We start from the raw sequence: 18,166 nt of genomic DNA, 5'->3' as shown, positions 1-18,166 counted from the left end.
AGTGCCTATGCCTGTTCCGGAACCACGTTGACTTTGATTTCCGCCGTTACGCCGGCGCCCAGTTTGATCACGATGGGGAATTCACCGATGGCCTTGATGGGTTCATCGAGAACTATCGATTTCCTGTCGATCTTGACATTCTGAGCAAGCAGGGCTTCTTCAATATCCATTGCCGTGACCGAGCCGAAAAGTTTATCCTGCTCACCGACGCGTCTGGCAATCGTGCAGGTTACGCCGGACAGGCTTGCGGCAAGGCTTTCATGGCGTTTTCTTTCCTTTTCAGCCTTCCTGACGATGTTCTGCTTGTCATGCTCCAGGGCTTTGATGTTCCGCAGATTGGCCTCGGCGGCAATGCCTTTGGGAATCAGGAAGTTGCGGGCATATCCGTCGGCAACTTTAACAATCTCACCTGCTTTTCCAAGCGTTTCGAAGTTTTCTTTCAAAATGATTTTCATGAATCAACCCTCCTGTAAAAAAGCGCTCAGTGCGGCCGCAATGGATGTTCAAGCCGCGGAATCGCTTGTCTTTTTATTGAATTTTCTGAAGTCGATCCACAGGTCAAAAAGACCCGCGGCGATGACCGGAAGAATGAACATCTGCTGGAATATCAGCAGAACATAAAACAGAGTTCTCAGGAACACAGGGACATTCTTTTTCCTGAAGAAAAAACTGACAATCGCCAGTCCATGAAGCAGGTACACAAATAGACATATAATGAGCAAATTCAGTCCGACGTAATGAAATCTGTCGTCGGGAATCAAAAGCATTGCCCCGCTTGAAATAAGGATCCAAACAAGCTTTTCCGGAGATTTCCATCCGGCAAGGTCGCCAAAATCGGGAAAATCAAGATTACGGCGGTTAAATATCATCCTCGCCGCCAGAAGATTCAGCCAGCTGCACAGTGCTATGCTGACGATTCCTAAAGCAGGCAGTATCCTGATAAAAAAGACGGCGATCTTCCGCGCGTTGTCTTTGAGCAAGGTGACCTGCTCAGTTGGAACGCCCATTTCGGAATAATGTTGAACACTCTCCAGAATGGCGTTAACCATGTAGGGTTCCATCAGCCGCCATGGTGCTTCCCCTGCTTTGATCGTCAAGTAGGCGATCAGGACAAGAAGGGGGATTGTAAAGACCGCGACCGATGCCAGGATCGTTATTTCGATTGAGACTTTTTTCTTTACAATCTCAGCAAGAATGACCCCCAGAGAAGTGAACAGGCAAAGAAGCGGTACATATGCCCCACGGTTCAGTGCTTCCAGGGTTGAGAAGGAGATCAGCAGAGTCGCAAGAACCAGAAGAAGCCCGTGGTTCCTCCCGAGTTTGGTGTAATAATAAAAAATGGGCAGAGGCGCGATAAAGAGCAGAAGAGAGGCAGAAAGCGGCGACATTCCGGAAAAAATTAAAAAAAGCGTCGATATGACAACGCCCGCCAGAAAGTCTCTGAGACTGATCCCCTTTCCTTTGTTACTCAACACCACAACCCGTTATCTTGCCATGCATGCAAAGACAGAAATTCAAAAAGGGCATTCCCCGGAATTCGGGAAATGCCCCCGAAAACATCGAATTGATTACCGTCCTTCTGTAACGACAAAAGGCAGAAGGGCAATTGATCTTGCCCGTTTGATGGCCTGAGTCAGTTCCCTCTGATGTTTGGAACAACTGCCGGTAATCCGGCGAGGCATGATCTTGCCGCGCTCCGTAATATAGTCGTGAAGGATATCCGGGCGCTTGTAATCGATCTTGATGGTTGAATCGGAACAGAATTTACAATATTTCCGACGGTGAAAAAACTTCTTGCGGGGCCCTGAAGGTCTGCTGCGTCTTTCGTATGCCATGAGATATTCCTCCTTTATTTCTCTTCTACCGCTGTCGGTGCCTCACTGCTGCCGGCAGGCTCACCGGTCTGGGCCGATGGAGCTGCCGCCGGTGTTTCCGCAGCGGTTTCCGCGGAAGCCGCAACCTTTTCCTCGGTTTCTTTCTTTGCCAACGCTGTAATTTCCTTCATGATATTTTCAGCAGTTGTTTCCGGGTCCGTCAAGACGGTCATGTATTTCAGGACATTGTCGTCGATCTTGAGATTTCGCTCGAGCTCCGCCACAACATCGCTCGTGCCGGCGAAATCATAGATCACATATGCCCCCCTCGTCTGCTTCCTGATGTCATAAGCCAGCTTCCTCACTCCCCAGCGGTCGATCTTGACAACGGTTCCTTTTCGGTCGGCAATAATGGAATTGTACCGCTCGATCAGACCTGTCATATCGTCTTCGGGAAGATTCGCCTGGGCTATGACGACTGTTTCATATCTTCTCAATGCTTTTCCTCCTCTCGGCTCTGAAGTCCGGACACCGAGTCCGGACAAGGAGACCTTCAATAAAAATTGAAACAAAGACGCCTTCTATATCATCATTTCTGATAAATCAAGCAATTTGTCAGGCTTCGGGGAACATGCCGGATCGGGCGACAGACGATGATGGCAGGAGACATTCAGAAGGCGCGAGGTTTTTTCTTCTCAGCTTTATGCCTGTGGGTCAACTCCGTGGGAGATTCAGGCAGGCTGCGCACCCGGGGAAGATTAATCCGATAAATCATGGCGATGAGCCGCAGCCCTGTGGCAACGATAATGGAGATGAGAAGCTGAAAAAACTCGTTCATACCGGCCAGTCCGGCAGCCAGAAAAGAAAGCCCGCCGCAGAGGGCGGCGGTCGCGTAAAAATCGACCCGGATAACCGCAGGAATTTCTCTTACCAGGATATCCCGGACAACCCCTCCTCCCGTAGCAGTCAGAACAGCCATCATGACGATTCCCACGGGCCCAAGGTGAAACTCCGCGGCCTTGGCGGCGCCGATTGCGGAAAACACCCCCAGTCCCAAAGCATCCGCCGCCATCACCAGGTCCCAACGCCGTGCGATTTTGGGCGCGGCGAGAAAGACAAGCAGTCCGCCAAGAAAGCAGACAAGAAGATAGGTTTCATCCCGGAAGGCCGACGGAGGCACAAAACCGATCAGGAGATCGCGGAGAATTCCTCCGCCCACCCCGGTGGCCACCGCGAGGACAAGGACCCCGAGGAGGTCCAGTTCGTACTTGACAGCCCGGAAGGCCCCGGAAACGGCAAAAACCAGAGTGCCCAGAATGTCCAGCAGATAAGTCAAGGCATTTCCTCTTTTCCATCCAAGAATTACAGCCCGGTCACCCTTATTATTTGTGCCGTTGTTTGTCAAACAATTAAGATACGGCGCTCTCAGGTTATTCATGATTCAGGACTGCCTTTGCGATGTTTCGGGAGGGGAAGCGGAATTATAAAACAACAGGATTGATTTGGATCAGATGAAAAGATATTATGCAGAGAGAGTTTGATTTCCGTAATCCGGGAAAGTATTGGAGAACAAATGAAATAAACAAAAAGAAAGAATAAACGAATAAAGGAGTTAATCAGGATGAAAAAGATAATTCCGGGAACAATGCTTCTGGCACTTCTGATGATTGTTCCTGTCTCAGCAAAAGCCGACGTCAATGTTCACGTCGGCATCGCCCTGCCGCCGGCCATCGTATTTTCAGCGCCGCCGGTAACCGTCGTGATCCCCGGAACTTATGTTTATGCCGTTCCGGACGTCCCCGTGGACATTTTTTTCTATGGCGGCTGGTGGTGGCGTCCTTGGGGAGGGTACTGGTATCGTTCACGCTATTATGACAGAGGCTGGGCTTACTATAAAGGAAGGCCGTTGTTCTACGCAACGGTTCCCCCGCGGTGGAGAGATGATTATCGGGATCATCGCTGGCAGGGTTATCCCTGGCAGCACCAGCGTGTTCCCGCCAGCCAGGTTCAAAGGAACTGGAAAAAATGGGAAAGGCAGAAACATTGGGAACGCCGGCAGTATTGGGGGGTTCCGGATATGAAATCCAGACCGCAGCCGCAGCAGTCCCCCCGATCCGTACAGACGCAACCCCGACCGCAGCCGCAAGAAATGAATCGGCCCCAATCCCGGCCGCAACAGCGTGAGATATACCAGCCGCAACCCCGGCCGCAATCCCGCGAAGAAAGCAAAGACCGGCAGCACTTCAGGGAAGTCCGGCATCAGGATTCTCGGAGATCCCAAGGGGGGCATGAACAGAGAGGAGGAGAAAAAAGGGACGGCAAGGGAAGGCCTGAAAAGGCACAAGGCCCTAAATGAGATAGAGACAGCAGAAAAGAGAAGGTGAAAAGTCTGTCCCATTTTTAAAAGGAGAGAGGGAAGAGTTTTTTAACAATTTTCAATTATTTCAAGGAGGAGGTAAAAACCATGGCTAAATCAAAGATAATCGCAAGAACGTTAATCAGTCTGCTTCTGATGGTTGCCCTGCTGGGCTGTGCGTCAACTCCTACATCGTCAAGCACCGGGGAATTTATTGATGATTCCGTCATTACCACTAAAGTAAAAACGTTGCTGGCTCAGGATGCAGGCCTGAAGGTGTTTCAAATCAGTGTGGAGACATACAAAGGCGTGGTTCAGTTGAGCGGTTTTGTAGACAGCCAGAAAACTAAGGAACACGCTGAAAAAATTGCAAGAAGCGTCCAGGGGGTAGTTTCCGTAAAGAACAATTTGATTCTAAAATAAAAAAGAACGACAACAGTTGCCTGATGGGGGGATAATACTATGAAAAAAAGGATAATTCTTGTTCTCGTTCTGGCGGCTTTCGTTTTTGTGACCAGTTGTCAGACAATGCCGAACATTCCGGAGGAGCGTAAAGGTGCGGCGACAGGCGCGGGAATGGGCGCGGCGGCAGGAGCCGTATTGGGCTCGGTTTTAGGAAAGGACACAAAAAGCGCTGTTATCGGAGGTCTTATCGGCGCTCTTGTCGGCGGCGTGCTCGGCCATTATTATTACGATCAGAAACGAACGGGTACGGAAACGGCAAAAAGATACGATTACGATGTCAGTCAGGGAACCCTGCTGAGAATTGAGGATGTTTCAACTGTTCCCCAGATTGTGAAACCAGGCGGCAACGTCGAACTCAAGATGACTTATGCTCTGTTGAGCGATTCGAAGGATGCACAGCTCAATATCGTTGAAACGAGAGAAATAAGACTGGGGAATGAACTTGTAGGCAACCCGGAAATACGGACAACCAGGGGAACGGGGACCTTTACTTCAAGCATTCCCTTAACATTGCCGGAGACCGCGAAAAAAGGCCTTTACATCGTTACCTACAGGATTAAATCGGGAACAGCCTCAGACGAAATGCAGGCATCCTTTACTGTAAAATGATAATCTCGGAGAGGGCGGCACCGTATCCGTACGATACCTCAAGCGATTAGTCCCGCCGTTTCTGTTGAACCTGGAAGACGCAGGTGTGCCCGGCCTGCAGAAAGAAGGAGAGGTAATGGATATCCAAAGGCTGGATCATATCTGCATTGCAGTCAGGAACCTGGATGAGGCCCGCAGGACATGGGAGCCGCTTTTGGGAAAAGACAAGCCGGACGACGCTTATGTGGACGAACCGGAAAAGATACGCGTCGCACGCTACTGGATAGGGGAAGTGGGATTTGAATTAATGGAATCCACAGCACCGGACGGCGATGTTGCCAAATTCATCGAAAAGAACGGCGAGGGTGTCATGCTTATCAGCTTCAATGTGGGAAAAACCCGCGAAGCCGTCAAGGAACTTCTGGACAAGGGGTATCCGTTCATACCCGATAAGCGGGGAGAGATTGTCCGTCCTTTCCGCAACTGTGAATATGCCTTTGTGCACCCGAAAAAACTCAACGGGGTTCTGGTTGAAATGATTGACGATAAAGAGAAGAGAGATTTCTGACCGGATTCCGGCAAGGTCCGCAGCCGACATGGCGGACGGGCCTTGCCGGTTTCAGTAGATGTAAGGCATTCAGCCGCCATCAAACACCATGGGTGTCTTTCATCACGCAGAACAGTTTGGCCAATTTTGTAACTGCAGCCGGAAAAGCATAAATATGTGGAAATGCCGCCTGGAATGCAGGAAATTCCGTGTCATTTTTTTAAAAGTCGATAAGGATCCGCCCTCATAAGCCATTCACTGTCAGGATAGCGGGATTTTAAACATTCATAAATATCGAACAGATTCGCCACATCGTGATCCTCAATATATTGAGAAACGCCTTTGAGGTACACGGCTTCCGGAGCCTGAAAAGATTCGGGATAGGCCATGGTGATTTGTTTAAAATATGAAATCGCTTTCGGCCTGTCCGGCTGACCGAAGAAAACTTTCCCTATCCCCAGAAGTAACGAGGGGATCAATTCCTGGGGGTAAAAGAATCCCAGGGATCTGTTGTGCTCCAGACCTTGTTTATCGAGAATCAGCAGGGAAGGGGTCCATTTGATGCGGAATCTGGGGCCCAGTTCGGCATCACTTGCCTGAATTCTGATCGGAATGAAATTCCTGGTTATGAAGTCAGTGACGGCTGCATCCGGGTACGCGACCGCGTCCATTGTTTTACAGCCTATTCAATTGGGATTGAAGAAGTCGAGAAGAATAAGTTTGTCCTCCTCATTCGCCTTTTGTACCCCCTCGTCAAATGAACTAATCCAGTTGATTGACATACCGACACCTCCTTTTTTAAACCTTATTTGATTTTCTTTACTGAAAGACAAATACTGAATAGCTTGAACTGCTGAGACAATCGTTCAAGATCTCATCACCACGATAAGAAAAAGGCAGTAAGTCAGCATCATATCCAGACCCATTTGATTTGAGTGTATGGCTTCGAGAAAAGAAAGTCAACACGTCGAGGCGTATCCTTGCGGTGGCTCTGAAAAAATGGGTTTTTTCCATAAAAATCATCATCGGTGTGAACGCAGCAACGGAACAAAGACCGGTCGACGGAATTCTCAACTCTGCGGGTGCAGTTCTATTTCAGGTTGAAGTGTCAGGAAGGAATCGGGTAATTGATGCTATGTAGACATAGTGTTGGATAACAGCAACTATTAACGTTGCGTGTTCTGAATGTTTTTCTCGGTGATGCGTATGCCGCCTTTGGTGGACGGACATACGCACCACAACGTGTGGAGTTAACCCTTCAGTTCAGATGTGCAGTTCGGGCAGCGCGTGGCTTTGAGGGGGATGGCGGAGAGGCAGTAGGGACAGTCTTTGGTTGTGGGCGCCTCTTCGACAGGGGGCTTTTCCGTCATTCTCCGGAGTTGGTTGATGTTGCGGATAACCAGAAACAAGGCGAAAGCTACAATAATAAAATTAACGATGGTATTGATAAAAAGTCCATAATTAATCGTGACTGCGCCGGCTTTCTGCGCGTCAGCCAGGGTGGTGAAAGGTCCGGGGGTTGCGCCTTCTTTTATGACGAGAAACAGATTGGAAAAATCGGCAGAGCCCAGGAGTATACCGATGCCGGGCATGAGAAGATCATCGACAAGTGATTTCACGATGGCGCCGAAGGCAACACCCAGAATGATACCCACGGCCATATCCACAACGTTTCCTTTTAATGCAAACTCCTTGAATTCCTTGAACATCGTTCATTCCTCCTTATTCATATAAATTTTTAAAAAAATTCAGCATCATCTGCATTATAAAGATCTGCTGTCTAAAAAGGCCGCTGTGCTTAAAGGTACAGATCTTCTCCCGTCCTCGCGGCGGGGATTTTATGCCGGAATATCCGGTAAACCCATAACTGATAGACGAGAATGATGGGGACAAAGACAGCGGCGGCCACGGTCATGATCTTCAGAGTGTAAAGGCCTGAGGAGGCATTGAAAATCGTGATGCTGAAGGAGGGATTGGAGAGCGAGGGAAGCAGGTTCGGATACAGGCCGGCCAGGGCGGTTGCCATGACCAGGATGATATTCAATCCGGAAAATAGAAAAGCTGAGAGAAATTCCGACTTCTTCAGGTAAAACCTCAGAGCGGCAAGGGAAAGCAGCGACAGGACAGGAAAGAGGAACAGAAGGGCGTTCTGGAGATAATTTGCGAAAAGCTGCGTCTTGAAGATAGAGGAAATGAAGAAAAGGATCACGGCCAGGGCAACAGCGGGCCAGTAGTTTCGAGCGAAGGTTGCCGCCCGCATGGACAGATCACCCTCCGTTCGGTAGGCGATCCAGAGGGCGCCGTGGGAGAGGAAAAGGACACAGAAAAGAATCCCTGCCAGGAGGGTGTAAGGATTGAGAAGCTGAAGAAAGGTCCCGCTGTACCCCCGGTCATCCAGGGGCAATCCCTGAAAGACATTGCCGAAAAAAACGCCGAAGAGGAAGGCCGGAACGACACTTCCCGTTACGATGGCGGTATCGCAAGCCTTTCGCCAGGACTGCGACGCGAGTTTTTCCCGAAATTCCAGAGCGACGCCCCGGACAATCAGGGCGAAGAGAATCAACAGAAGGGGAATGTAAAAGGAACTGAAGAGTACGGCGTAAGCGGTGGGGAAGGCGGCGAAGGTTGCGCCGCCCGCCGTGACCAGCCAGACTTCGTTGCCGTTCCACAGCGGACCGAAACTTTCCAGAAGTGCCTCTTTTTCGTGTTCCGTTTTTCCCAGCCCGGGAAGAAGCATTCCCGCCCCCAGATCGAAACCGCCGGTGGCAAAATATGCGGCCCAGAGAAGTCCCCAGAGAACAAACCAGATCAGCTGATAATCCATGATGTCGTACCTCCCGTTCTGCTGTTTAAGAAGAGGCGCCTGGCTCGGTCGCTTCAGGTTCCGGGCCTTTCCTGATGTGGTAGATCATCAGACACAGCCCGACAATCCCGAGAAAGGTATAAAGCAGGCCCAGACCAATGAGGGAAAACAACACCTGACTGCCTGCTATATTGGGTGAGACGGCATCCTTCGTTCTCAGCAGGCCGTAAACGATCCACGGCTGGCGGCCCACCTCAGCCACGACCCATCCCGCCTGGCCGGCCAGATAGGGAAGGGGAAGTGAGAGCGCCATCAGCCAGAGGAAACGGGGTAAAGATTCAAGGCGGTTCCGGACACTCAGATAAAGGGCAATGGCGGCAAGAAGCATGAAGAGTCCTCCTAGAGCGACCATGATTCGGAAACCGAGGAAGGTTTCCATGACCGGAGGCCGATCTTCTCTGGGAAATTCCTTCAAACCCTTGAGTTCGGCATGAATGTCCCGATAGGCGAGAAAGCTGACCATGTAGGGAATGCCGACAGCCTCAATGCTGTTGCGTTCATTCTTTGCGTCCGGCAGTACAAAAAGGTAAAAGGGGACGGAGCTTTCCGTTTCCCAGAGCGACTCCATAGCGGCCAGTTTCCCCGGCTGAACGCGGGCGACTTCCGCTCCATGGAAATCGCCGATGCCGACAACTGCCATGGAACTCAACAGACCGAAAACGGCTGCGATCCGGAAAGAGGATTTGAAAAGGGGAACCTCCCGCTTTTTCAGGATCTGCCAGGCGGAAATGCCAAGAACGAAAAAGGCGGCGGTTACGTAGCCGGCGGTTATGGTGTGCAGAAACTTGAGCCAGCCGTAACTGCTGGTAAGCAGGGCAGGGAAGTCAACCATTTCAGCCCGCGCGTTGCGGAGGACGAACCCGACGGGGTGCTGCATCCAGCCATTGGCGAGAAGAATCCAGAGGGCGGAAAAGTTGGTGGCGAAGGCGACCACCCAGATCGTAAAGGCATGCAGACGGGGAGAAAGACGTTTCCAGCCGAAAATCCACAAGCCGATAAAGGTGGATTCCAGAAAAAAGGCGGCAGTTGCCTCGATGGCCAGGGGGGTGCCGAAGATGTCGCCCACGAAACGGGAATAGGATGCCCAGTTCATGCCGAACTGGAATTCCAGGGTCAGGCCGGTGACGAGACCGACGGCAAAATTAATCAGGAAGAGTTTGCCCCAGAAGCGCGTCATGCGCAGATACAAGGGGTTTCCGGTGAAGACATACCGGCTCTCCATGAAGGCGACCAGGATGGAGAGGCCCAGGGTCAGGGGGACAAAAAGGAAATGAAAACCCGCCGTCATGGCGAACTGCAATCGACTGAGCGTTAAAACATCCATAGAGTCTTCTCCTCATGCATTGAACAGTCACATGCCGAACTTTACCCTTGAGACGCCAACGTTCAAACGCAATGATTATCGCAGGGGAAAGTGAGAAATGCAACGGAATTTGTTTTTGATGAAAGAGATGACGGGAAGGCAGAGCAGTGCGGGCTATACCAGTATGTAAGAAACGCTTCCCACGGCGATGAGCTCATCCTGATCGTTCATCAGTTCCGTTCTGATCACCGCGACCTTGTTTCCCGTTCTTACGTTGTATCCCGTACAGACAAACTCCCTGCCAAGGCCCGGCCGCAGATATTCCACATGAAGACTCATCGTGCTCAACCGCCCGATCATGGCCAGTTTCTCTTCCATGGGTTTACCGGACATTTTTTCCTGAAAGCCCATAAATGCTGCCAGGCCGGCCGTCATATCGATGGCGGATGAAATCACCCCGCCATACAGCATCCTGCGGATGGCGTTCCCGATCAACTCATCCCGCATCTCAAAGGAAAGCTTTACCTGCTCAGGGCTTATGAACCTGACTTTAAGTCCGATGATTTTATTGAAGGGAATTTTTTCCTCGAAGATTTCATTGACGGCTGAAAACAATACTTCTTCGTTCTTTGAGAAATTCGGCATCGTTTCTCCTTTACAGCCCGTTCATGGCCATGCCTGGTGATCCTGTGAGTATTTTGCTTTCAAGGTCTTCCTGAATAATTTTTATATGATCACTTCTTCTTTCCGCAAACCGGGCCGTCTTTCAGATCCGGGTCAACTGACGGTATTTAATCCGGTGAGGCTGATCGGCAGCGGTCCCGAGACGGGTTCGCCGGTCCGCTTCATATTCAGAGTAGTTTCCTTCAAACCAGACGACACGGCTGTCACCCTCGAAGGCAAGGATATGGGTGGCAATGCGATCCAGAAACCAGCGGTCGTGACTGATGACGACAGCGCAGCCGGCGAAATTTTCCAGGGCTTCTTCCAGGGCGCGCATCGTGTTGACATCCAGGTCGTTTGTTGGTTCGTCAAGAAGAAGGACGTTGGCGCCTTCTTTGAGCATCCGCGCCAGGTGAACGCGATTCCGTTCGCCGCCGGAGAGAGCCCCCACCTTTTTCTGCTGATCCGTTCCCGAAAAGTTGAAGCGGGCGACATAGGCCCGGGAGTTGACCTGGCGGCTGCCCAGGGAAAGGGTGTCAAGACCCTCAGAGATCGTCTCCCAGATTGTTTTCCCGGGATCGAGGATATCCCGGCTCTGATCCACGTAGGCCAGCGTTACGGTATCGCCGACGCGGAGCGTACCGCTGTCTGGAGTTTCCTGGCCGGTAATCATCCGGAAGAGAGTGGTCTTTCCCGCGCCGTTAGGGCCAATGACGCCGACGATTCCGCCCGGCGGCAGGGCAAAGGAGAGATCATCGATGAGAATCCGGTCGCCGAAGGCCTTGCGGAGATGTTCCGCCTCGATGACGACCTTGCCCAGTCGCGGTCCCGGCGGGATGTAGATTTCCAGCTCGCCGCCACGCTTTTCCCCTTCCTGGCCAAGGAGGGATTCATAGGCAGAGATGCGGGCCTTGGATTTAGCATGGCGGCCCTTGGGACTCATCCGGATCCATTCCAGTTCCCGCTCCAGGGTTTTCTGTCGTTCCGTTTCCCTCTTTTCCTCCTTGCGCAGGCGATTCTGCTTCTGCTCCAGCCAGGAAGAGTAGTTTCCCTTCCAGGGGATTCCCTCGCCCCGATCCAGTTCCAGAATCCATTCGGCGACATTGTCCAGGAAATAGCGGTCATGGGTGACGGCGATAATCGTTCCCTCATAGGTTTTCAGATGATGCTCCAGCCAGGCCACAGTTTCAGCATCAAGATGGTTGGTGGGCTCGTCGAGAAGCAGGATGTCAGGTTTCTGCAGAAGGAGACGGCACAGGGCAACCCGCCGCCGCTCTCCTCCGGAAAGCACGCTCACGGGCGTATCGCCAGCCGGACAGCGCAAAGCATCCATGGCCATTTCCAGTCGGGAATCCAGGTCCCAGGCGTCCAGGGCGTCAAGCTTTTCCTGGACTTCGGCCTGGCGGTCGCACAGACGGGTCATCTCCTCATCGGACATGGGTTCGGCGAACTGCTCGCTGATCCGGTTGTATTCCGAAAGCAGATCAACCGTCTTCTGAACACCCTGTTCCACGATCTCCCGGACGGTCAGAGCGTTATCCAGCTGCGGTTCCTGTTCCAGAAAGCCGATGGAATAACCCGGCGAGGGAATCGTTTTCCCGTTGAATTCCTTGTCGACTCCGGCCAGGATGCGCAGAAGGGAACTCTTTCCCGAGCCGTTAAGGCCGAGGACGCCGATTTTGGCGCCGTAAAAATAGGAAAGGGAAATATCCCTGAGAACCGGTTTTTTATCGTAAACCTTGGTGACTCCGATCATGGAATAAATAATTTTGTGGGGATCCTGGCTCATCTTAAAACTTTTCCTCCCGAGACTTTTGTGTAGAAAACCTTATATAGAATGATGCATCAGAATGCGACAAAAATGACTTGCACTAAATCAAAGCCGCAGAGGTGTCAAGAATAAACAGGTTATTGCCGTTTGATCTTTGAGGATGAATGTTGTAAAGGCGGAAAAGAAATTCCCGGCTTATTCGCGCACGGGGAAAGCTGGAGGTCCGGAAACGGGAACGAACGGGAAAGGAAAGGCAGGTTGAAGAAAACAGAATTATCGGGAAACCGGGATACGACGGATCTGACACTTTTTGTGCGGACGTCGGATGAAGAAGTCGCCCGCTGGAATCGGCAGCGCATCGTCGATGCCCTGATCCGGGAAACGGACATCGACAGCGATACGGCGGAAGCGGTCAGCCGGGAAGTGGAGAAGCAGATCATGGCTTCCGGGATCGGATTGCTGACCACCTCGCTGATCCGTGAACTTGTGGATGCGAAGCTGATCGAACGGGGGCTGGAAGACGCCCGGGGGATGCATGCCCTGCTGGGATTCCCGCTCTATGACGTCGGTCAGCTGATTCTTCACCCGAACCGGGGAAACGCCAATCTGCCCCATAATCCGGAAGCGACAAATCTCATTCTCGCGGAGGGCATCAAGCGGGCCTACGCCCTTCACAGCGTGTTTTCCCATGATGTCGGCGATGCTCACACGGCGGGCGATCTTCATATTCATGCCCTGGGCTACATCGACCGTCCCTACAGCATCTGCTCTTCGCTGGAGTACATAAAAAAGTTCGGAATGGACCTGCCTAATTCCGTCAATGTGGCCGGCCCCGCCCGACATGGGGATGTTCTGCTGGCCCACATGGTGCGTTATGCCGCGATACTTCAGGGTCATTTCTCCGGGGTGGTGGCCTGGCACGCGGTCAATCTGTTTTTTGCCCCCTATCTGGTGGGGATGCCGGACGCGGAGGTCCGACAGCTTGCCCAGATGCTGATTTACGAATTTTCCCAACTCGCGTCGGCAACGGGGGGACAGTCCATCTTTACCGATATCCATCTTTACTGGGAAGTTCCTGAATATCTTGCCGATGTGCCCGCCATCGGGCCGGGTGGAGAAGAAACGGGGAAGTGTTACGGTGACTATCTTCCCGAATCCCGGCGTTTTGTCTGGGCTCTCTTCGACGTCTACAGAGAGGGCGATGCCCTGGGAAAACCTTTCATCTTTCCCCGGCCTATCGTTCACATCACGGAAGCATTTTTCCGGACGCCGGATTGCGGCGAATTCCTCGATCATCTCTGTGAAGTGGCTGTAGACAAGGGAAACCCCATTTTTGTCTTCGATCGGGGGGATCTGTTGAGACTTTCAGAATGCGGTTCCCTTTACCCGGGGAATTCACCCTCCCATAAAGAGGATATGCAGAAACCCTGGATGATGCGTCATGCATCCATGCAGAACATTTCGATCAATCTGCCCCGGCTGGGATATCGGGCCGAGGGAGACAGTCGCCGCCTCTTCGATCTCCTGACCGCACAGTTGGAGCTGGCGGTCAAGGCTCACAGTCAGAAAAAGTCCTTTATGGAAAAGCTGCTCGATTACGGGCGGCAAGGACCTCTGTCCCTCCTGACCATGAACCGGGACGGGCATCCCTACCTGCGCCCGGACCGGATGACGTATCTCGTGGGGATGGTGGGACTCAATGAGCTCGTGAGAATTTCCACCGGGAAGCACCTTCACGAGTCTTCAACAGCCCTGAAGCTGGGATTGAAGATTGTCGCGCATATGAAGAAGCAGATCGACAAGCTCAGCCGGAAGACCGGCATGCGCCTGATTCTTGAACAATCCCCGGCGGAAACAACGGCATACCGCTTTGCCCGTCTGGATCTCCGTTACTTTTCCCCTGGCGCCGGACGCTTTATCCGCGGCGATGTGGTCCGGGGGGGGCTGTACTACACCAATTCCACAAATCTCGATATTTCGGTGAAGATGATGCCCTTTGAACGCGTTCGGCAGGAGGGCCTTTTCCATTCCTTGATCGAAGGGGCTGCACTGACCAATCTGAGGCTGGAAGAGAAGAGGCCATCAAAGGAGGCGTTGTCGTCCTTCATCCGGCAGGTCTATTTTGAAACGGAAAGTGCCGGAGTCACGTTTTCCTCCGATTTCACGACCTGCTTCGACTGTCGGAAAACCGTACGGGGTCTGCATGAGTCCTGCCCCGTATGCGGAGAAAAAGCAATCGACGGACTGGCCAGAATCACGCGGTATTACAGTCCGATATCCGGTTGGAACAAAGGTAAGCTGGCCGAATTGAAAGACTGTTATAGAAGCAGCACGAATTTTTAAAGCCACTTTTTCCCTCCCATCAGGGCGCTTTTCTTTTGGAATTAATCCAGGGTCGCGCCCTTGACATGCTCATAATCGATAAATATATTAGCCTCGAAATTGCTGAGACAAGTCGCATGACAGATAGGATCGCCCGGTTTCCATGGAAGATCATATTATTAAAATCTTTAAGGAAAGCAGCCAGCTTAAGGAGATTTTCCTGAACGAAAACCTGGGGCGGATGGTTAATGTTGTCGAGGCACTGACCGGCGCCCTGAAGGCCGGAAACAAAATCCTGATTTTCGGCAACGGGGCAAGCGCCGCTTATGCTCAGCACCTTGCCGCGGCATTCATCAATCGTTTCGTCATCGAAAGGCCTCCTCTGCCGGCCATTGCTTTGAGCGGCGATACTTCGGTGATCACTGGAATCGGTAACGATTACGATTTTTCTCAAATATTCAGCAAGCAGATTCGAGCGATCGGTCAGGTCGGGGATGTGGCTTGGGGAATCAGCACCAGCGGAAAATCAGCAAACGTTCTAAAAGGATTGGAAGTTGCTGGAAAGATGGGACTGATTACCGTCGGGCTGACCGGTTGGGACGGCGGGGATATCGCCGGGATGGTTGATTATTCCCTGAATGTGTCTTCAAACAGCGCGCCCCGCGTTCAGGAGGTGCACATCGCGATTGGCCATGTCATCTGCGAAATGATTGATTTTAAACTCTTTCAGAGACCGGAACACAAATGAGATTCCGGTAAAATCATCGTAAAGAAAAATGTTAAGCAATAAAAGCGGATTATGGAAATCTGCTGAAATGACAAGAAAGGAAACGCTTTACGGCATGAAGCACACGGACAGGAAAGAGGAGGAAACCATCGTTCCCGAATCTTCCGAAGAGCAGATTCAGAAGATTGCGGAGGGTGAGGCCGGCGCCGGCGATGACAGAGAATCGCTGAAAGCGGAACTTGAGTTGAAGGAAAAAGAAGTAGCCGAAAACTATGATAATTATTTGCGGGCACTTGCCGATCTTGAAAATTATAAAAAGAGGGCTTCCCGGGAAAAGTCCGATCTCATTAAATTCGGAAATGAAAATCTCCTTCGGGATATCCTTCCAATTATGGACAGCCTGGACAGGGCCCTTGAAACGGCAATCAAGTCCAATGATTTCGATTCTTTCCGGGAGGGGCTGAAACTGGTGAGAGATCAGCTCCTGTGTTGCCTGGAAAAATACGGAGTTGAACCGATTCCCGCATGCGGTCAGGATTTCGATCCCCATGTGCATGAAGCGATGCTTGAGGTTGAAAGCGATCAGCATGAAGACAGAAAGGTTGTTGATGAATATGAGAGGGGATACCTCTTGAAGGGGAGACTGCTGAGGCCGTCCAAGGTTTCTGTTTGTAAGCGCAGAGAGAAATAATGAAAAAAGCATTTATGGAAATGGAATACAGCACCAGACATAAGAGATTAAGGAGGATGAATCCACATGGGAAGAATTATCGGAATTGATTTGGGAACCACCAATTCATGCGTTGCCGTAATGGAAGGGGGGGACCCCGTTGTTATAGCAAATCAGGAAGGGAACAGAACGACGCCGTCGATTGTTGCTTTTACGGAAAGCGGTGAAAGACTGGTGGGACAGGTTGCCAAACGGCAGGCTGTAACGAACTCGGAAAATACAGTTTACGCCGTAAAGAGACTTATCGGCAGGAAATATAATTCCAAGGAAGTTCAGTATGACAAGAGTATCAGTCCTTTCAAGATTTCCGAGGCGCCCAATGGGGATGCCCAGATTGAGGTGCGAGGCCGGGCGTACAGTCCTGCTGAAATATCCTCCATGGTTCTGGTGAAAATGAAACAGACCGCCGAAGATTATCTGGGCGAAAAGATTACTGACGCAGTGATTACCGTCCCGGCATATTTTAATGACTCCCAGCGTCAGGCCACGAAGGACGCGGGGAAGATCGCGGGCTTGAATGTTCTGAGAATCATCAACGAACCGACGGCGGCAGCCCTTGCTTATGGACTGGATAAGAAAAAGGATGAAAAAATCGCCGTCTTCGACCTGGGTGGCGGGACGTTCGATATCTCAATCCTCGAGCTGGGCGAAGGCGTTTTTGAAGTCAAATCCACCAACGGGGACACCCATCTCGGAGGGGAAGACTTCGATCAGCGGATCATCGATTATCTGGTCAGCGAATTCAAGAAAGACCAGGGGATTGATATCCGCAGCGACAAGATGGCCTTGCAGCGGCTTAAGGAAGCAGCGGAAAAAGCGAAGATGGAGCTGTCCTCCTCGATGGAGACGGACATCAATCTGCCCTTCATTACCGCGGACGCGTCGGGTCCGAAGCACATGAACATCAAATTGACCCGCGCCAGAATGGAGGCGCTGGTGGAAGAACTGATCGACAGGCTCGAGGGTCCCTGCCGGACCGCCCTCAAGGATGCCGGCCTGAGCCCGAAGGACATCGATGAAGTCATCCTCGTCGGGGGCATGACCCGTATGCCCAGAGTCCAGCAGAAAGTCAAGGAGATCTTTGATCGGGAACCTCACAAAGGCGTGAATCCCGATGAAGTCGTGGCTGTCGGCGCGGCGATTCAGGGCGGAGTCCTGGGTGGAGAAGTGAAGGATGTTCTGCTGCTCGACGTCACGCCCCTGTCCCTGGGAATCGAAACCCTGGGTGGCGTGATGACCAAACTCATCGAAAAGAACACAACCATCCCGACCCGGAAAAGCCAGATCTTTTCCACTGCGGCGGACAATCAGCCTGCCGTGAGCATTCATGTCCTTCAAGGGGAACGCTCCATGGCAGGGGACAACCGGACTCTGGGCCGGTTCGACCTCGTTGGAATTCCCCCGGCGCCCCGCGGAATTCCCCAGATCGAAGTGACCTTCGACATCGATGCCAACGGCATCGTCCATGTTTCCGCAAAGGATCTGGGAACCGGAAAGGAACAGAGCATAAAGATTACGGCATCGAGCGGTCTTTCCGAGACGGAAATCGAGAAGCTGGTCAGGGAAGCCGAGTCTCACGGTGAAGAGGACCGCAAAAAGAAGGAACTCGTGGAGGCAAGGAATTCTGCCGACGCCATGGCATACGGCGTCGAAAAGAATATCAAGGAATTCGGCGACAAAGTTGATGCCGCGGAAAAGGCAAGGATCGAGGATGCCATTGCCAAAGTGCGGAAAGCCGTTGAAGGCGATGACATCAATGCCATCAGGTCGGCTCAGGATGAATTGACGACGGCTTCCCACAAGCTGGCCGAGGCGATGTATGCAAAGACCTCTCAGGCCGGGGCGGGTCCACAGCCTGGAGCGGGGCCTGGCACCGGCGGACAGGGGCCGGGGAAAAAGGATGAAGATGTGGTCGATGCAGATTTTGAAGAAGTGAAATAAGTTTGCTGATCGTGAGCCTGATAGATGCCCGGATTTCAAGAAATTTGATTTCCGGGCATATTTATTTGAACTCAGG

General features: G+C 51.9%; 19 protein-coding genes. 8 read left to right on the top strand and 11 right to left on the bottom strand.

Going from position 1 to position 18,166, the window contains the following annotated elements:
• Positions 1-5 precede the first annotated feature (5 nt).
• From rplI to SYN_RS08950, 5 genes are all read right to left on the bottom strand, one after another.
• Positions 6-455 (bottom strand): 50S ribosomal protein L9, encoded by a 450-nt coding sequence (rplI, locus tag SYN_RS08970; protein WP_011417779.1) that lies wholly within the window; start codon positions 453-455, stop codon positions 6-8.
• A gap of 48 nt (positions 456-503) precedes the next feature.
• Positions 504-1,478, bottom strand: coding sequence for a YybS family protein (locus tag SYN_RS08965; RefSeq protein ID WP_041584926.1), 975 nt, complete (start codon positions 1,476-1,478; stop codon positions 504-506).
• Positions 1,479-1,568: 90 nt separating this feature from the next.
• Positions 1,569-1,835, bottom strand: a complete 267-nt coding sequence (rpsR, locus tag SYN_RS08960; RefSeq protein ID WP_011417777.1) for a 30S ribosomal protein S18 — start codon at positions 1,833-1,835, stop codon at positions 1,569-1,571.
• Between the two features lie 14 nt (positions 1,836-1,849).
• Complete coding sequence (gene rpsF / locus SYN_RS15330; protein ID WP_049749958.1) at positions 1,850-2,311, bottom strand: 30S ribosomal protein S6; 462 nt, start codon at positions 2,309-2,311, stop codon at positions 1,850-1,852.
• Between the two features lie 173 nt (positions 2,312-2,484).
• Positions 2,485-3,150 (bottom strand): trimeric intracellular cation channel family protein, encoded by a 666-nt coding sequence (locus SYN_RS08950; protein ID WP_049750045.1) that lies wholly within the window; start codon positions 3,148-3,150, stop codon positions 2,485-2,487.
• A 285-nt stretch (positions 3,151-3,435) separates the two neighbouring features.
• Between SYN_RS08950 and SYN_RS15325 the strand changes: the two genes are divergently transcribed.
• From SYN_RS15325 to SYN_RS08930, 4 genes are all read left to right on the top strand, one after another.
• On the top strand, positions 3,436-4,170 hold the full coding sequence (locus tag SYN_RS15325) for a hypothetical protein (RefSeq protein ID WP_011417774.1): 735 nt from the start codon (positions 3,436-3,438) through the stop codon (positions 4,168-4,170).
• Between the two features lie 108 nt (positions 4,171-4,278).
• Positions 4,279-4,593 (top strand): BON domain-containing protein, encoded by a 315-nt coding sequence (locus tag SYN_RS08940; protein WP_011417773.1) that lies wholly within the window; start codon positions 4,279-4,281, stop codon positions 4,591-4,593.
• Positions 4,594-4,632: 39 nt separating this feature from the next.
• Positions 4,633-5,244 (top strand): glycine zipper 2TM domain-containing protein, encoded by a 612-nt coding sequence (locus SYN_RS08935; RefSeq protein ID WP_011417772.1) that lies wholly within the window; start codon positions 4,633-4,635, stop codon positions 5,242-5,244.
• Between the two features lie 115 nt (positions 5,245-5,359).
• On the top strand, positions 5,360-5,791 hold the full coding sequence (locus tag SYN_RS08930; RefSeq protein ID WP_041584925.1) for a VOC family protein: 432 nt from the start codon (positions 5,360-5,362) through the stop codon (positions 5,789-5,791).
• Positions 5,792-5,982: 191 nt separating this feature from the next.
• Here the strand turns inward: SYN_RS08930 and SYN_RS08925 are convergent, their stop codons facing one another.
• From SYN_RS08925 to ettA, 6 genes are all read right to left on the bottom strand, one after another.
• On the bottom strand, positions 5,983-6,441 hold the full coding sequence (locus SYN_RS08925; protein ID WP_011417770.1) for a hypothetical protein: 459 nt from the start codon (positions 6,439-6,441) through the stop codon (positions 5,983-5,985).
• 579 nt (positions 6,442-7,020) lie between these two features.
• Positions 7,021-7,479, bottom strand: coding sequence for a large-conductance mechanosensitive channel protein MscL (mscL, locus tag SYN_RS08920; RefSeq protein ID WP_011417768.1), 459 nt, complete (start codon positions 7,477-7,479; stop codon positions 7,021-7,023).
• Between the two features lie 89 nt (positions 7,480-7,568).
• The gene (cydB, locus tag SYN_RS08915) at positions 7,569-8,594 is read right to left on the bottom strand and encodes a cytochrome d ubiquinol oxidase subunit II (RefSeq protein WP_011417767.1); all 1,026 of its coding nucleotides are present in this window, start codon (positions 8,592-8,594) and stop codon (positions 7,569-7,571) included.
• A gap of 25 nt (positions 8,595-8,619) precedes the next feature.
• The gene (locus SYN_RS08910; RefSeq protein WP_011417766.1) at positions 8,620-9,957 is read right to left on the bottom strand and encodes a cytochrome ubiquinol oxidase subunit I; all 1,338 of its coding nucleotides are present in this window, start codon (positions 9,955-9,957) and stop codon (positions 8,620-8,622) included.
• Between the two features lie 153 nt (positions 9,958-10,110).
• Positions 10,111-10,581, bottom strand: a complete 471-nt coding sequence (locus SYN_RS08905) for a thioesterase family protein (RefSeq protein WP_011417765.1) — start codon at positions 10,579-10,581, stop codon at positions 10,111-10,113.
• A 121-nt stretch (positions 10,582-10,702) separates the two neighbouring features.
• Positions 10,703-12,388: an energy-dependent translational throttle protein EttA gene (gene ettA, locus SYN_RS08900; RefSeq protein ID WP_011417764.1), complete on the bottom strand. Its 1,686-nt coding sequence runs from the start codon at positions 12,386-12,388 to the stop codon at positions 10,703-10,705.
• Positions 12,389-12,628: 240 nt separating this feature from the next.
• Between ettA and nrdD the strand changes: the two genes are divergently transcribed.
• From nrdD to dnaK, 4 genes are all read left to right on the top strand, one after another.
• Positions 12,629-14,713 (top strand): anaerobic ribonucleoside-triphosphate reductase, encoded by a 2,085-nt coding sequence (gene nrdD / locus SYN_RS08895; RefSeq protein WP_148202535.1) that lies wholly within the window; start codon positions 12,629-12,631, stop codon positions 14,711-14,713.
• 142 nt (positions 14,714-14,855) lie between these two features.
• Positions 14,856-15,440: a D-sedoheptulose-7-phosphate isomerase gene (locus tag SYN_RS08890; protein ID WP_011417762.1), complete on the top strand. Its 585-nt coding sequence runs from the start codon at positions 14,856-14,858 to the stop codon at positions 15,438-15,440.
• A gap of 67 nt (positions 15,441-15,507) precedes the next feature.
• Positions 15,508-16,110, top strand: coding sequence for a nucleotide exchange factor GrpE (grpE, locus tag SYN_RS08885; RefSeq protein ID WP_049749957.1), 603 nt, complete (start codon positions 15,508-15,510; stop codon positions 16,108-16,110).
• Positions 16,111-16,176: 66 nt separating this feature from the next.
• The gene (dnaK, locus tag SYN_RS08880; RefSeq protein WP_011417760.1) at positions 16,177-18,090 is read left to right on the top strand and encodes a molecular chaperone DnaK; all 1,914 of its coding nucleotides are present in this window, start codon (positions 16,177-16,179) and stop codon (positions 18,088-18,090) included.
• Positions 18,091-18,166: the final 76 nt, after the last annotated feature.

It is taken from the genome of Syntrophus aciditrophicus SB (genome assembly GCF_000013405.1).
Taxonomy (GTDB): domain Bacteria; phylum Desulfobacterota; class Syntrophia; order Syntrophales; family Syntrophaceae; genus Syntrophus; species Syntrophus aciditrophicus.
This window is presented reverse-complemented; position numbering and strand designations above follow the sequence as displayed.

Bases quoted from the DNA above. Each gene is read 5' to 3' on its own strand.
- rplI (WP_011417779.1), bottom strand. From the start codon at position 455: ATGAAAATCATTTTGAAAGAAAACTTCGAAACGCTTGGAAAAGCAGGT.
- ettA (WP_011417764.1), bottom strand. From the start codon at position 12,388: ATGAGCCAGGATCCCCACAAAATTATTTATTCCATGATCGGAGTCACC.
- SYN_RS15325 (WP_011417774.1), top strand. From the start codon at position 3,436: ATGAAAAAGATAATTCCGGGAACAATGCTTCTGGCACTTCTGATGATT.
- cydB (WP_011417767.1), bottom strand. From the start codon at position 8,594: ATGGATTATCAGCTGATCTGGTTTGTTCTCTGGGGACTTCTCTGGGCC.
- grpE (WP_049749957.1), top strand. From the start codon at position 15,508: ATGACAAGAAAGGAAACGCTTTACGGCATGAAGCACACGGACAGGAAA.
- SYN_RS08940 (WP_011417773.1), top strand. From the start codon at position 4,279: ATGGCTAAATCAAAGATAATCGCAAGAACGTTAATCAGTCTGCTTCTG.
- SYN_RS08910 (WP_011417766.1), bottom strand. From the start codon at position 9,957: ATGGATGTTTTAACGCTCAGTCGATTGCAGTTCGCCATGACGGCGGGT.
- SYN_RS08925 (WP_011417770.1), bottom strand. From the start codon at position 6,441: ATGGACGCGGTCGCGTACCCGGATGCAGCCGTCACTGACTTCATAACC.
- mscL (WP_011417768.1), bottom strand. From the start codon at position 7,479: ATGTTCAAGGAATTCAAGGAGTTTGCATTAAAAGGAAACGTTGTGGAT.
- rpsR (WP_011417777.1), bottom strand. From the start codon at position 1,835: ATGGCATACGAAAGACGCAGCAGACCTTCAGGGCCCCGCAAGAAGTTT.
- dnaK (WP_011417760.1), top strand. From the start codon at position 16,177: ATGGGAAGAATTATCGGAATTGATTTGGGAACCACCAATTCATGCGTT.
- SYN_RS08930 (WP_041584925.1), top strand. From the start codon at position 5,360: ATGGATATCCAAAGGCTGGATCATATCTGCATTGCAGTCAGGAACCTG.
- SYN_RS08905 (WP_011417765.1), bottom strand. From the start codon at position 10,581: ATGCCGAATTTCTCAAAGAACGAAGAAGTATTGTTTTCAGCCGTCAAT.
- SYN_RS08935 (WP_011417772.1), top strand. From the start codon at position 4,633: ATGAAAAAAAGGATAATTCTTGTTCTCGTTCTGGCGGCTTTCGTTTTT.
- SYN_RS08890 (WP_011417762.1), top strand. From the start codon at position 14,856: ATGGAAGATCATATTATTAAAATCTTTAAGGAAAGCAGCCAGCTTAAG.